Source organism: Flavobacterium sp. LK-23 (assembly GCF_058135255.1).
In genome coordinates this window covers 529,169-543,828 of sequence record NZ_JBYUVT010000001.1, presented here as the reverse complement: position 1 = coordinate 543,828, position 14,660 = coordinate 529,169, and the positions used below count along the sequence as shown (strand labels likewise).

The following is a 14,660-nucleotide window of genomic DNA, read 5'->3' as shown; positions in this document are numbered from 1 at the left end:
GAATTGGCATTCAAATTTTAGTCTATTAGAAATAAAAAAAGCCCTTTTGATTTTACTCAAAAGGGCCTGAATTAATATTTTTGGACAATTAATCTTTACTAGAAAGTTTTGATAAAAGTCTTAAGAATTCAATATACAACCAAACCAATGTGATCATTAATCCCATTGCTCCGTACCATTCCATAAATTTTGGCATTTTTTCTCTTGCACCTTTTTCAATTAAATCAAAATCTAAGAAAAGGTTAAGTGCCGCAATAATGATAACAAAAACACTGATACCAATACTCATCATAGAATTTCCATAATGAACAGGTGTCCAGCTTGTAAACATTGATACAACCCAAGAAATTAAATAATAAGTAGCAATTGCTAATGTTGCAGCAACCACAACAGATTTGAATTGTTCTGTAACTTTTACGATTCTAAATTTGTACAAACCAAGGCAAACCAAGAAAGTAACAAGAGTTGCACCAACTGCATTGATTACGATTCCTGGAAATTTTAATTCAAATATCGCAGAAATACCACCTATGAACAATCCTTCGAATAAAGCATATCCTGGCGCTAGGTAAGGAGATAGCTGTGGTTTGAATGAAGAAACTAAAACTAAAATAAAACCAATAATTGCACCTCCAATTGTAGGTAACATCGGATTCATTCCATTAAAAGCCATCCACCATGTTACCATAGCAGCTCCGCATAAAATTAGAAATAAGATTGCTGTTTTGTTAATTGTTCCAGACACCGTCATTTCTTGATTGTAATCAATAATCTGAGCTTGGTGTACTTCTGTTCTTGATTCAGTACTAGACGAAAAACGCTTACTGTTTAAAAATGGATTTTTTGAATTAAAGTTCATATTGTAATACATTTAATTGAATTCAAATATATGGAGATTTTTTGATGTGCACTTGCATAGAAGAATTTTTTAACATGAATTTCTGTTCTTTATTTAAGACATAAAAAAAAATCCATTAAAACTAATTTAATGGATTTTGAATATTTTAATTTAAAGAAATTATCTTATTTCAATAAGTCTAAAACTAACGATGGGAATAAACCTAAAGCAATATTTAAAACAATTGATACTACAGCTGTAGCATAAATAAGGAATGGTCTTCCTGTTCTTTCTTGATTAGGTTCTTTAGAATACATTGCGATGATCAGTTTGAAATAATATCCAACACTAATAATAGAGTTGATTACGGCAACGATTACTAAACCAATGTATCCTGCTTGAATTGTTTGATTGAATAAGAACAACTTAGCAAAGAATCCAGAGAAAATAGGAATTCCAGCCATTGATAATAATGAAGCCGTTAAAACTGCAGCCAATAGCGGATTTGTTTTTCCTAAACCGTGGAAGTTTGTAATATCTTCATTATCTTGATCTCTGCATACATATAAAATCACACTGAAAGCAGCGATTCCTGCCAATGCATAAGCAGCAGTATAATATAATAAAACTCCAGCCGATGCAGAAACAGTTAACAATGTCATTAACATGAAACCTGCGTGAGAGATTCCAGAGAAAGCAAGCATACGTTTTACGTTTACTTGTCTAAGTGCCATAATATTACCAACAGACATTGAAGCAATAGAAATAATAACCACTATAACTTCAAAAGTATGCAATAGATCTTGATTTTCTAATGAAGAAATGAAGTTCATGCCAGCAATCAGTTTAAATAAAGTTGCTATTGCTACTACTTTTGCTAATGTACTCATTAAAGCAGTTGTTAGTGCAGGAGAACCTTCATAAACATCTGGAGCCCAGAAATGGAAAGGAACAGCAGCTACTTTAAATAACATTCCAACAACCATTAAAATCATTCCGATTGGAAACCAGATTGGTAACTCTGCAGACAAAGCACTTTCGTGAATTTCGCTAATATCAAAGCTTCCCATTGCACCATAGATCAAACAGATTCCGAAAAGAATAATTCCTGATGCGAAAGATCCCATTAAGAAATACTTCATACCTGCTTCGTTACTTTTGATATTCAAACGATCACTTGCAGCAAGTACATATAATGCAATAGATAAGATTTCAATTCCTAAAAAGAACATTGCTAAGTTTCCGAAAGAAACCATTGCTACAGCTCCAGCTAATAAGAATACTTTAATTGCAACGAAATCTGAAATTTTGGTTGGGTGATTTTGGTAAAAATTGTGACTTAACGCTACAAGGAAAATCGTCAAAACGATAAACAATGATGAAAAAGCTGTAGAAAACTTACTCACTGCTATCATATTGTTGTAATAACTTTGTTCTGTTCCAAATTCACAGTAATTAAGTGCCAATACGCCTATTAAACCCAAAATGGTAATAGGGACTATGGCCTTTCTTAAATTAAGAATTTCAAACAATAGGCAGAAAATACCCAATCCTGTTATAGCTATTAATGTATTCATTTTTATCTTTTTGATTTAGGATTTCAATTTTTACGTGGAATCCTAATTTATTTTTTGTTTAAAATATTAGTTCTTATTGATAACTTGTAAAATAGTTTCCAAGCTTGGTGTAATCAAATCTGTGATTGGTTTTGGATAGAAACCAAAGAATAATAAAACTGCAATGATTACCGCAAATGAAACTCCTTCGTTAAGCGTAACATCAGAAAAAGTTTTAGAATTAGTTTCACCTAACATAACATGCTGGAACATTCTTAACATATAGTAAGCTCCTAAAATGATAGTTGTTCCGCCAAGAATAGCAAACCAAATATTGATTTGAGATAAACTGTACAATACGGTAAACTCTCCAACAAAGTTAAATGTACTTGGTAATGCAACAGAAGCTAATACTAAGATTAAAAACATTGATGTGAATTTTGGAGACTGAGTACGGATTCCGCCCATTTCTTCAATTTCTCTAGTTTCATATCTTCTGAAAATTACTTCAGCAGCAAAGAATAATCCCACTACAACGAAACCGTGAGCAATCATTTGCAAAACAGCTCCTCTTAAACCATCAAGAGTTAAGGTGTAAGATCCCGCAGCAATTAAACCAACGTGAGCAAGAGAAGAATAAGCCAATAATTTTTTCAAATCTTTTTGTCTCAATGCAACGATTGATCCGTAGATTACGCCAGCAATTCCTAAAGCAATAAAAATATTCATATATTCTTTTGCAGCTAAAGGCGCAATTGGCAATTGCCAACGAAGTACGCTGTATAATCCCATTTTTAACATGATACCAGATAAAAGCATTGTTCCAACTGTTGGTGCTTTTTGGTATACATTTGCTTGCCAAGTATGGAAAGGAATAATTGGAATTTTGATAGCATAAGCTAAGAAGAAAGCCAAGAAAATCCAGAATTGCTCGCAAGCAGATAAGTTTACTTTATATAAATCTTCGATTAAGAAAGAACCTGCTTTTTGATATAAATAAATAAATGCAGTTAACATGAATAACGAACCGGCAAGTGTGTAAATAAAGAATTTAACCACTGCTTTTCTGCGTTCTTCAGCGTCGCCATTACCCCAGATCAAAGCAATAAAGTAGATTGGAATAAGTGCTAATTCCCAGAAAATATAGTATAAAAGACCATCAGCTGCTAAGAAAGTCCCGACCATAGCAAATGCCATAAACAAGATTAGGGCATAAAAGCCTTTTGCATTTTTATATTCATTTCCGAAAGAAGAAAATATGATTATCGGAGTTAAAGCTGCGGTTAATAAAACCATTGCAAGCCCAAGTCCATCACCGTTTAAAGCGAATGAAATTTTAGGCTGATTAATCCAGCTGTTGATTAGGCTGATATTTTCGCCAGCGTTATAATTATTCAATAATACAATTGAACATCCTAAAGCAGCTAAACTAAAAAGTAAAGCAACTTTTGAAGCTAGTTTGTCACCAGAAAAGTAAGTGGCAAATGCACCAATTAAAAGTATAATTAATATAGTAGAAACGTTCATAGTAATAATATTATTGAGCTAAAAATATATAGGAAACAATTGCACAAAGTCCTAAAACAAATACAAATAGATATAATCCTATACTTCCGGTTTGTAATTTTTTTCCTTGGAAAGCAATTTCGCTTGCTATTTTACCTAATCCAAAAACAGCGGCAGATAATACAGTTTCAACGTGATCTCTAAAGAATTTAGATAAAACATTAATTGGCTTCACAAATACTGCATCGTAGATTTCGTCTACATAATATTTGTCATATAAAAGTCTGCTTAAACCAGTAATGTTTTCATCAGATTCTGGAACATTATCTTGTTTAAAGTATTTTACGTAAGCAATTAAAATTCCAAGTAATCCTCCTAAAACAGCTACACCCATTAAAGTGTATTCTGTTGCGCCTAAATGGTGTTCTTCACCTGCCACTTTTGTAAAAAGAGGAGCAAGGTACCCATTTAACCAGCTGTTTCCAGGTAAACTGATCAATCCGCCAAAAGTTGCTAAAATAGCTAAGATGATAAGCGGAATAGTAATTAATGAACCACTTTCGTGTAAGTGATGTTTTTGTTCTTCAGTTCCTCTAAATTCTTTGAAGAAAGTTAAGAACATTAAACGGAACATATAGAAAGCTGTCATGATTGAAGCAACCGATCCAACAACGTATAATGGAATACTGTGGTGGAAAGCTGTCAATAAAATTTCGTCTTTAGAAAAGAATCCTGAGAAGAATGGAACTCCTGAGATTGCTAATGAAGAAATCAACATGGTCCAGAATGTAATTGGCATTGCTTTACGCAAACCTCCCATGTTACGCATATCTTGTTCTCCGTGTAATCCGTGAATTACAGATCCAGATCCTAAGAATAAACAAGCTTTAAAGAAAGCGTGAGTGATTACGTGGAAAACTGCTACTTCATAAGCTCCAAAACCTAATGCTAAGAACATTAAACCTAATTGTGAAACTGTAGAGTAAGCCAATACTTTTTTAATATCTGTTTGAACTAAACCAATTGTAGCTGCAACTAATGATGTTATTGCTCCAATAATAGCGATAACAGTTTGAACATCTGTTGCAAGATCAAAAACAAAGTTTAATCTTGTTACCATAAAGATACCTGCAGTAACCATCGTAGCCGCGTGAATCAGTGCAGAAACTGGAGTTGGTCCAGCCATCGCATCAGGTAACCAAGTGTATAACGGAATCTGTGCAGATTTACCACAAGCTCCGATGAATAAACATAAAGCAGCAATTGATAAAGACATAGAAATTGAAGGGTCAATTTTTATTCTTAAAATAATCTCTTGCAATTCACTATAATCTAAAGTGCGGAAAGTAAATGCTAAAACAAACATTCCGATCAAAAGACCTAAATCTCCAATTCTGTTCATAATGAAAGCCTTTTTCGCAGCATCATTATAATCTTGGTTTTTATACCAAAATCCGATTAATAGGTAAGAACAAAGTCCAACACCTTCCCATCCAATGAAAAGAACTAATAAGTTGCTTCCAATTACAAGCGTGATCATAAAGAAAATGAACAAATTCAAATAAGAGAAGAATTTGTGCATATTCTCATCATCGTGCATGTAACTGATAGAGTATAAGTGAATCAAAGATCCAATTCCAGTTACAAAAAGTAACCAAATAACAGATAATTGATCTAATAAAAATCCAAGATTGATTTTTAAGTTGCTAATTTGAATCCAATCAAATAAAGTAACTTCAATTCCTTTTCCAGTTGAAGTTATTTGATTAAAAAGTAAAAGAGAAACTACAAAAGAAATTGCTACAGCAATAGTTCCGATTGCACCAGAAACTGTTTTGCCTAAGCTTTTTCCAAAAAAGACATTTACTAGAAAACCTAGTAAAGGAGTTAAAACTAAAATTAAAGCTAAATTGGTATCCATTTCTGATTATCCTTTTAAATTTTTTAAATTATCGATACTGATTGATCCGATATTTCTAAAGATAGAAACTAAAATGGCCAATCCTACCGCAACTTCGGCTGCAGCAACCGCCATCGAGAAGAACACAAAAACTTGTCCTTGCGCATCTTGATGATAAGTTGAAAAAGCAACAAATAAAAGGTTTACCGCATTCAACATAATTTCGATAGACATGAAAACGATAATAGCATTTCGTCTGTACAATACACCAAAAATACCAATACAGAAAAGTACAACACTTAAAAAGATGTAGTTTTCAATACCTATTTGATTTAATATATTACCCATTATTTATTTAATTTTTCTTTTTTAGACAATAGAACTGCTCCAATCATAGCAACCAAAAGTAGGATCGAAGCAAACTCGAACGGAACCATATATTCGTTCAATAATATTTTACCTAAAACTTTAATTGATTGGAAATCTTCTCCAGTAGAATCGTATTCACCAACAATTGGTTTCGAATTAATAAAGATTGTAATCAAAACAATCAATATTAAACAGAAAGAAACGATAGCACCTAAACGTGTAATTCTAGGTCGGTGAACTTCTCGCTGTTCGTTCAGGTTCATCAACATGATGGTAAACAGGAACAGAATCATAATAGCTCCGGAGTAGACTATTATATGTACAACAGCTAAGAACTGAGAATTTAATAGTAAATAATGACCAGCGATTGAAAAGAAACAAATTACCAAGTAGATGGCACTATGAATCGGGTTTCTGCTGAAAATAGTCAAGAAAGCAGTAATAACGGTAATGAACGCTAAAAAGCAAAAGATAACTTGAACAGTTGTTGCGTGTGCAAAATCAGGAATATGTATCATTTAGTTAGCGTTTTTAAGTTGAGCGTTTTTCAAAGCCATTTCTAAAGGCATTACTAATTTATCTTTCCCGAAAATGAAATCTTCTCTATTGTAATTAGCAGGAACTAATACTTTAGATTCAGTTAGGTAAATAGCGTCTTTTGGACAAGCTTCTTCACATAAACCGCAGAAAATGCAACGAAGCATATTGATTTCATAGATTTCTGCATATTTCTCTTCTCTATACAAGTGTTTTTCATCAGGTTTGCGTTCTGCAGCTTTCATAGTGATTGCTTCTGCAGGGCATGATAGAGCACATAATCCGCAAGCTGTACAGTTTTCACGGCCTTGTTCATCACGTTTCAACATATGTTGACCACGGTAAACTGGACTCATTTCACGAACCTGCTCTGGGTAATGAATGGTAACTTTTTTTCTGAAAAGGTGTTTTACTGTAATAACCAAACCTTTTACAATCGCCACAAGATACAATCGTTCAACAAAAGACATGTCTTTATTTGACACCACCTTTTTTCTACCCGATAATGATATAGTTTCTATTGACATTTTTACTATTATAGTTTATGATTTATAATTTGACATCGATCAAATTCAAAATCTATTTTGTTTTTATTTGAAGCTAATTACAGTTCTTAGAATCCTAAAGCGGCTAAGATTTCGTGTCTTAAAATAACAACACCTGTAATCATGATATTAATAATCGAAAGCGGAATTAAAATTCTCCAGCCTAAGTTCATTAATTGGTCATATCTAAATCTTGGAATCGTCCAACGTACCCACATGTAGAAGAAAATGAAGAAACATATTTTTATAAATAATACTCCAATTCCTAATAAGTTAGCTGTATTTACACCTACATTTTCTACCATCCATTGCATTCCTGGGTAATTGTATCCACCAAAGAATAAAACAGAAATGATAGTAGAAGAGATAAACATACTTGCATATTCAGCAAATAAATAGAATCCCATTTTCATTGATGAATATTCTGTATGGTAACCTCCAATTAATTCGTTTTCACATTCTGCTAAATCGAAAGGAGTTCTGTTTGTTTCTGCAAATGAGCAGATTAAGAAAATTAAGAATGATAAAGGCTGATATAATACATTCCAATGCCACTCTGATTGCTGCAATGAAATTTCTTTTAAACTCATTGTTCCAGTCATCATTAATAAAGCAATCATCGATAGTCCCATTGCAACTTCATAAGAAACCATTTGCGATGCTGCACGAATTGCTCCCATCAATGAGAACTTGTTGTTAGATGCCCATCCACCGATCATGATACCGTAAACTCCAACAGAAAGCACTCCAAAAATATATAATAGAGCAATATTTATATCTGTAGCCTGAAGAATAATGTCTCTTCCGAAAAGATGCAAACGATCTCCCCACGGAATTACAGCACTAGTCATTAAAGCGGTACTCATTGCAATTGCAGGTCCAACTACGAATAAAAATCTATTTGGTGTGTTTGGGAAAAACTCTTCCTTAGAGAACAATTTCATACCATCTGCAAGTGGTTGTAATAAACCTCCCCATCCAGCACGGTTTGGTCCAACACGATCTTGCAAGAAAGCAGCAACTTTACGTTCTGCCCAAGTAGAATACATCGCCATGATCATTGTTACCGCAAAAACGACAACAATAACAACACTTTTTTCTATAATAAATGCACTTTCCATTTCTTACTATTTTTGATCTTTATCAGTTAATGGAATTGCAGCCATACTAATCTTTTTACGGTCAATATCTCTACCTAATAGAATATTCTTTTCTGTATCGATTGTAACTTTCTCTAATTTTTGAGTGTAATTGTTTTGGTTGATAACAGAATCCTTTTCAAATTCTCTAGGACCTTCAATAACCCAGTCTTTCACATCTTTGTGATCAAAACGACAACTGTTACAGATGAATTCTTCTACTTCATGGTACTCGTCTTTACGACCAGTTACACGTTGAATTTCTCCACCAAACATCCAAACTGTAGTTTTTCCGCAACATCCTGGAGTAGTACATTCTCTGTGTGCGTTATAAGGTTTGTTAAACCAAACTCTTGATTTAAAACGGAAAGTTTTATCTGTTAAAGCTCCAACTGGACAAACATCAATCATGTTTCCAGAGAACTCATTGTCGATCGCTTTAGAAATTCCAGTTGAAATATTAGCGTGGTCACCACGATCCAATACTCCGTGAACTCTGTTGTCTGTCAATTGATCTGCAACTTGCACACATCTTTGGCATAAAATACAACGGTTCATGTGAAGTTGAATATTTGGACCAATATCTTCTGGTTCAAATGTTCTTTTCTCTTCAATGTAACGTGATTTCGGATTTCCGTGCTCAAAACTTAAATTCTGTAAATCACATTCACCAGCTTGATCACAAATAGGGCAATCTAATGGGTGATTGATTAATAAAAATTCTGTTACAGATTTACGGGCTTCAGTTACTCTTGCAGACGATTTACTGTTTACTTCCATACCATCCATACATCCTGTTACACAAGATGCCATTAATTTTGGCATTGGTCGTGGGTCAGCTTCACTTCCTTTAGAAACTTCAACTAAACAACAACGACATTTACCGCCGCTGCCTTTTAATTTTGAGTAATAGCACATGGCTGGCGGTACTAAATCCCCTCCAATCATACGTGCAGCCTGCAGGATTGTTGTTCCTGGTTCTACGTCTATACTTTGACCGTCTATGGTTACTTTCATCTCTTTATGATTTGAATGTTGAAAGTCGGAATATTCAAAAGAGTTGCTGTCCTTTTAATATTTTTAACTTTATAACTTTCTGCTATATATTTTTTAAACGATTACTTTACCGCCAACTAAATGCTTAACTTGTGAGAAAGGCTCGGCAACAAAGTGATCTCTATTTTTAATTTTTTCTGGGAAACGAACGTGATATTCAAATTCATCTCTAAAGTGACGAATCGCTGCAGCTACTGGCCAAGAAGCAGCGTCACCAAGTGGACAAATTGTGTTTCCTTCAATTTTACTCTGAATGCTCCACAATAATTCGATATCTTCTTCACGGCCTTGACCGTTTTCGATTCTCCATAAGATTTTTTCTAACCATCCAGTTCCTTCACGGCATGGAGTACATTGTCCGCAAGACTCATGGTGGTAAAAACGAGCAAAGTTCCAAGTGTTTCTAACTACACAAGCAGTGTCATTGTACACAATAAATCCTCCAGAACCTAACATAGATCCAGTAGCAAAACCACCATCACTTAAAGATTCGTAAGTCATTAAACGGTCTTCGCCATTTGCTGTTTTGAAAATCAATTCAGCTGGTAAAATTGGCACAGAAGAACCTCCAGGTACAAATGCTTTCAAAGGTCTGCTTGAAGACATTCCTCCTAAATATTCATCAGAATTCATGAATTCGTCAACACTTAAACCTAATTCAATTTCGTAAACACCAGGATTTTTGATGTGCCCTGAAGCAGAAATTAATTTAGTTCCAGTAGAACGTCCAATTCCAATTTTAGCATAATCATCGCCAGAATTGTTTACAATCCATGGCACCGTCGCAATTGTTTCCACATTGTTTACCACAGTTGGATTTGCCCAAAGACCAGAAACCGCTGGGAAAGGTGGTTTAATACGAGGGTTTCCTCTTTTACCTTCCAATGATTCGATTAATGCTGTTTCTTCTCCACAGATATATGCTCCAGCTCCACAGTGTACGTGAAGTTCAAGATCATAACCTGATCCTAATATATTTTTTCCTAACCATCCGGCAGCTTTTGCTTCGGCGATTGCTCTTTCTAAGATTTTGAAAACCCACATATATTCTCCACGAATGTAGATATACGATAAGTTAGCGCCCAAAGCATAGCTTGAAGTAATCATTCCCTCAATCAATAAGTGAGGAATATATTCCATCAAAAATCTATCTTTGAATGTTCCAGGCTCAGATTCGTCGGCATTACAAACTAAGTGTCTTGGTTTTCCTGATTTTTTATCAATAAAGCTCCATTTCATTCCCGCAGGGAAACCTGCTCCACCACGTCCACGTAATCCTGATTTTTTTACTTCTTCAGTAACTTCATCTGGTGTAAGTGTTTTTAAAGCTTTTTCTACAGAAGCGTATCCGCCATTTTGACGATATACTTCGTAGGTTTTGATTCCAGGAATATTGATTTTATCTAATAATATTTTTTGTGACATCTTATTTATCGTGTAATATTATTTTATCCTCTTTACAATCAGCAATGATCTGATCGATTTTTTCTTCTGTCAATTTCTCTTTGTAGAAATCGCCTAATTGCATCATCGGAGCATATCCGCAAGCACCTAAACATTCTACACCAGCAATGGTAAACATTCCGTCTGGAGTTGTTTCGCCCATTTTAATGCCTAATTTTTCAGAAGTATAATCCATTAAATTTTCGGCACCGTTTAAACAACAACAAGAAGTCTGGCAGAACTCAAACATGTACTTACCAATTGGCTTCTGGTTGAACATCGTATAGAAAGTAACCACTTCATAAACCTCAATTGGTTTTATCTGAAGAATCTCGGCAACTTTATCTTGCAATTCAATACTTAACCAGTTGTTATGCGCATCCTGAACTTCGTGCAAAACAGGCAATAAAGCCGATTTTTGTTTGCCCTCAGGATAATGACTGATTAATTCATTGATACGAGCGATCAATGCTTCAGTCATGTTTATTTCTTGTTTGTAATGTTTACGTTCCATTTTTATTTTAGATTTTAGATTTTAGACTTTAGATTTTTTCAAATCTTTATCTACAATCCTTATTCTGCAATCTTTGTTTTAAGTTTTAGATTCTTCAATCTGAATTTTCAATTCTCAATTATAATTTTAAACCTAAATTCTAAAATCTGCATTCTCAATCAGCAATCTAAAATCTAAAATCTAAAATCAACAATTATTTAGGCGTCTAATTCTCCTGCAATTACGTTCAAACTTGATAAGATGATAATTGCATCAGAAAGCATGGCGCCTTTAATCATTTCTGGGAATGCTTGATAATAAATAAAGCATGGTCTTCTGAAATGTAATCTATATGGAGTTCTGCTTCCGTCTGTTACTAAATAAAAACCAAGCTCTCCATTTCCTCCTTCTACTGGGTGGTAAATTTCTGCAACTGGTACAGGAACTTCTCCCATTACGATCTTAAAGTGATAAATTAAAGATTCCATAGAAGTGTAAACGTCTTCTTTTGGAGGAAGGTAGTAATCTGGAACTTCGGCATGATATTCGTTTCCTGGAGGCATTTTTTCTAAAGCCTGACGAATAATGCTTAAACTTTCCCAAACTTCAGCATTACGAACACAGAAACGATCGTACGTATCTCCTGATTTTCCAACAGGTACAATAAAATCGAAATCTTCGTAAGAGGAGTAAGGTTGCGCTACACGTACGTCATAATCAACTCCGGCAGCACGTAAGTTTGGACCTGTAAATCCGTAAGCCATTGCTTTTTCGGCAGTGATACCACCTACGTTTACAGTTCTATCAAGGAAAATTCTATTTCTCTCGAATAAGTTTTGGAATTCTTCCCAAACCGGAGGGAATTCTTCTAGGAATTTGTCTAGTTTTTTGAAAACTTCTGGAGACCAGTCTCTTTCAAAACCACCAATTCTTCCCATATTTGTAGTCAAACGAGCTCCACAAATTTCTTCGTAGATTTCGTAGATTTTTTCTCTAAATTGAAAAACGTATAAGAAACCAGTATACGCACCAGTATCAACACCCAAAATACCGTTACAGATAATGTGGTCTGTAATACGAGCCAGCTCCATAACGATAACTCTTAAATATTGTGCTCTTTTAGGAACTTCAATACCTAATAGTTTTTCTACTGTCATCCACCATCCCATATTGTTGATAGGAGAGGAACAATAGTTCATACGGTCTGTAAGAGGTGTAATTTGATAAAAAGGACGATTTTCGGCAATTTTTTCGAATGCTCTGTGGATGTAGCCAATAGTTGGCTCAGCCTCAAGAATTTTTTCACCATCCATCAACAAGATATTTTGGAAAATACCGTGTGTAGCAGGGTGAGTCGGACCTAAATTCAGTACAGAAAGTTCGCTTCCGTCTTCGTTTAGTCTCTCCTTAATTATTTTAGCATATCGATGCTCTGGTGGTAATAATAGTTCTGACATTTTATAATGTTGAATTATTTTTTAGCAATTTGTTGTTGTTCTTCCAAAGAATCGGTCATCCTTATCTGTTCTTCCGCTGTCTTCCAATGGGAATTCTTTTCTCATTGGGTGAGACAACATTTCATCCATATTTAAAATACGTTTCAATTGAGGATGTCCTATAAAGTCGATTCCGTAAAAATCGAAAGTTTCTCTTTCCATCCAGTTAGAAGACAAGAAAATGTTTGAAACCGATTTAATTTCTGGTTTTTCGCCGTTTAAGAAAACTTTGATTTTTAATCTTTTGTTTTCGTACCAGTTGTGTAAATGATAAACAACTGCAAACTGGCGTTCTGTTTCGTTATCTGGATAATGAATTCCGCACAAATCTGTTAAGAAGTGAAAACGTAATTCAGGATCATTTTTAAGGAATAGAATCAGGGGCGTAATTTTATCAGCCGAAGCTTCTAAAGAAAAAATATCTCTTTCTTGCTGAAAATTGAAAACATCGTTATTAAATGTTTCAGTAAGTTTATCTTGGATCAGGGTGTTTTCTAAAGCCATCTTATGAGATATTATATGAAGCTAATAATTCTTGGTATTCTGGTGAGCTTCTTCGTCTCACAGATTCACTTTTTACCAGGTCTTGAAGTCTCATAACTCCATCAACAATTTGTTCTGGTCTTGGCGGGCATCCTGGCACATAAACATCAACAGGAATTACTTTGTCAATTCCTTGAAGAACAGAGTAAGTGTCAAATACTCCTCCTGACGAAGCGCATGCTCCAACAGCAATAACCCAGCGAGGTTCTGCCATTTGTTCGTATACTTGTCTTAAAATTGGGGCCATTTTTTTAGAAATAGTTCCCATAACTAATAACATATCGGCTTGTCTTGGCGAGAAACTCACACGCTCAGAACCAAATCGAGCTAAGTCATAGTGAGATGCCATTGTTGCCATGAATTCGATACCACAGCATGAAGTCGCGAAAGGAAGCGGCCATAATGAGTTAGCTCTTGCTAAACCAACAACATCACTAAGTTTTGTAGCGAAGAAACCTTCACCAGTAACTCCTTCTGGCGGCGCAACCATATTTACTTTTGAATCGCTCATTTTATTTTAGATTTCTGATTTTAGGTTTTAGATTTTTGAAATCGTAAAAGGTAAAATCAATTTTTTAAATCAGTACTTTAAATTTGAATTCAAATTTTAAATCTCAATATTAGATAAATCTAAAATCTCAGATCTAAAATCTAAAATTATTATTCCCACTCTAATGCTTTCTTCTTGATGATGTAAAAGAAACCAACTAAAAGCAAAGACATGAAAACTAACATTTTTAGCATTCCTTCAATTCCTAAGTCTTTAAAGTTTACTGCCCAAGGATAAAGGAAAATAACCTCTACGTCGAATAATACGAACAAAATGGCAACTAAGAAGTATTTTACAGAAAATGGAATACGGGCGTTACCAACAGATTCGATACCACACTCGAAGTTTTTATCTTTAACTTCAGAGGTTCTTCTTGGTCCTAATTTTCCAGAAATAATGATTGTTCCTACCACAAAACCAACAGCTAGAATAAACTGCATTAAAATAGGAATGTAACTGTATTGATCAGATTGCATAAACTTCGATTTTTTACTTAAAAAATGAGCCACAAAGATAACTTGGAACTCTGTAAAACACAAGCTAAAAAAGGATTTAAGTAGGGTAGTAAACCGCGTTTATGTCTAATTTTTATTCATTATAAATAACATTGCGTTATTTTAATATTTTTTTAAGAAATGGGTAAAAAAAAAACGTCCCGATACTTCGGGACGTCTTCTGAGACCATTCAG

General features: G+C 34.3%; 15 protein-coding genes. All 15 read right to left on the bottom strand.

Translation table 11 applies throughout. The features are described from left to right. Positions 1-88: 88 nt before the first annotated feature. Positions 89-859 (bottom strand): Bax inhibitor-1/YccA family protein, encoded by a 771-nt coding sequence (locus tag AC3Y25_RS02310; protein WP_489901600.1) that lies wholly within the window; start codon positions 857-859, stop codon positions 89-91. 164 nt (positions 860-1,023) lie between these two features. Then, a complete protein-coding gene (locus AC3Y25_RS02305; RefSeq protein ID WP_489901599.1) occupies positions 1,024-2,415 on the bottom strand; it encodes an NADH-quinone oxidoreductase subunit N in 1,392 nt (463 codons plus the stop codon). Positions 2,416-2,481: 66 nt separating this feature from the next. After that, positions 2,482-3,921: a complex I subunit 4 family protein gene (locus tag AC3Y25_RS02300; protein ID WP_489901598.1), complete on the bottom strand. Its 1,440-nt coding sequence runs from the start codon at positions 3,919-3,921 to the stop codon at positions 2,482-2,484. 10 nt (positions 3,922-3,931) lie between these two features. Next, on the bottom strand, positions 3,932-5,821 hold the full coding sequence (gene nuoL / locus AC3Y25_RS02295; protein WP_489901597.1) for an NADH-quinone oxidoreductase subunit L: 1,890 nt from the start codon (positions 5,819-5,821) through the stop codon (positions 3,932-3,934). Positions 5,822-5,827: 6 nt separating this feature from the next. Then, on the bottom strand, positions 5,828-6,148 hold the full coding sequence (nuoK, locus tag AC3Y25_RS02290) for an NADH-quinone oxidoreductase subunit NuoK (protein WP_008466103.1): 321 nt from the start codon (positions 6,146-6,148) through the stop codon (positions 5,828-5,830). After that, positions 6,148-6,687, bottom strand: coding sequence for an NADH-quinone oxidoreductase subunit J family protein (locus AC3Y25_RS02285; RefSeq protein WP_095929645.1), 540 nt, complete (start codon positions 6,685-6,687; stop codon positions 6,148-6,150). Before AC3Y25_RS02285 ends, nuoK begins: the two co-directional genes overlap by 1 nt. Continuing rightward, a complete protein-coding gene (locus AC3Y25_RS02280; RefSeq protein WP_111286267.1) occupies positions 6,688-7,233 on the bottom strand; it encodes a NuoI/complex I 23 kDa subunit family protein in 546 nt (181 codons plus the stop codon). It abuts the gene before it with no gap. A gap of 86 nt (positions 7,234-7,319) precedes the next feature. After that, positions 7,320-8,372 carry an NADH-quinone oxidoreductase subunit NuoH gene (gene nuoH / locus AC3Y25_RS02275; RefSeq protein WP_489901596.1) on the bottom strand — a complete coding sequence of 351 codons (1,053 nt, stop codon included), beginning with the start codon at positions 8,370-8,372 and terminating at the stop codon, positions 7,320-7,322. 6 nt (positions 8,373-8,378) lie between these two features. Then, on the bottom strand, positions 8,379-9,407 hold the full coding sequence (locus AC3Y25_RS02270; RefSeq protein ID WP_179003262.1) for an NADH-quinone oxidoreductase subunit G: 1,029 nt from the start codon (positions 9,405-9,407) through the stop codon (positions 8,379-8,381). Between the two features lie 93 nt (positions 9,408-9,500). Next, positions 9,501-10,871, bottom strand: coding sequence for an NADH-quinone oxidoreductase subunit NuoF (gene nuoF, locus AC3Y25_RS02265; protein ID WP_201999056.1), 1,371 nt, complete (start codon positions 10,869-10,871; stop codon positions 9,501-9,503). A 1-nt stretch (position 10,872) separates the two neighbouring features. Beyond that, a complete protein-coding gene (locus tag AC3Y25_RS02260) occupies positions 10,873-11,403 on the bottom strand; it encodes a complex I 24 kDa subunit family protein (RefSeq protein ID WP_489901595.1) in 531 nt (176 codons plus the stop codon). A gap of 197 nt (positions 11,404-11,600) precedes the next feature. Further along, positions 11,601-12,839, bottom strand: a complete 1,239-nt coding sequence (locus AC3Y25_RS02255) for an NADH-quinone oxidoreductase subunit D (RefSeq protein WP_489901594.1) — start codon at positions 12,837-12,839, stop codon at positions 11,601-11,603. Positions 12,840-12,860: 21 nt separating this feature from the next. Beyond that, entirely contained in the window at positions 12,861-13,382 is a 522-nt protein-coding gene (locus tag AC3Y25_RS02250) for an NADH-quinone oxidoreductase subunit C (protein WP_095929652.1), read from the bottom strand. A gap of 1 nt (position 13,383) precedes the next feature. Then, positions 13,384-13,932, bottom strand: a complete 549-nt coding sequence (locus AC3Y25_RS02245) for an NADH-quinone oxidoreductase subunit B (protein WP_095929653.1) — start codon at positions 13,930-13,932, stop codon at positions 13,384-13,386. Positions 13,933-14,081: 149 nt separating this feature from the next. Continuing rightward, complete coding sequence (locus AC3Y25_RS02240; RefSeq protein ID WP_095929654.1) at positions 14,082-14,447, bottom strand: NADH-quinone oxidoreductase subunit A; 366 nt, start codon at positions 14,445-14,447, stop codon at positions 14,082-14,084. Between the last annotated feature and the right edge of the window lie 213 nt (positions 14,448-14,660).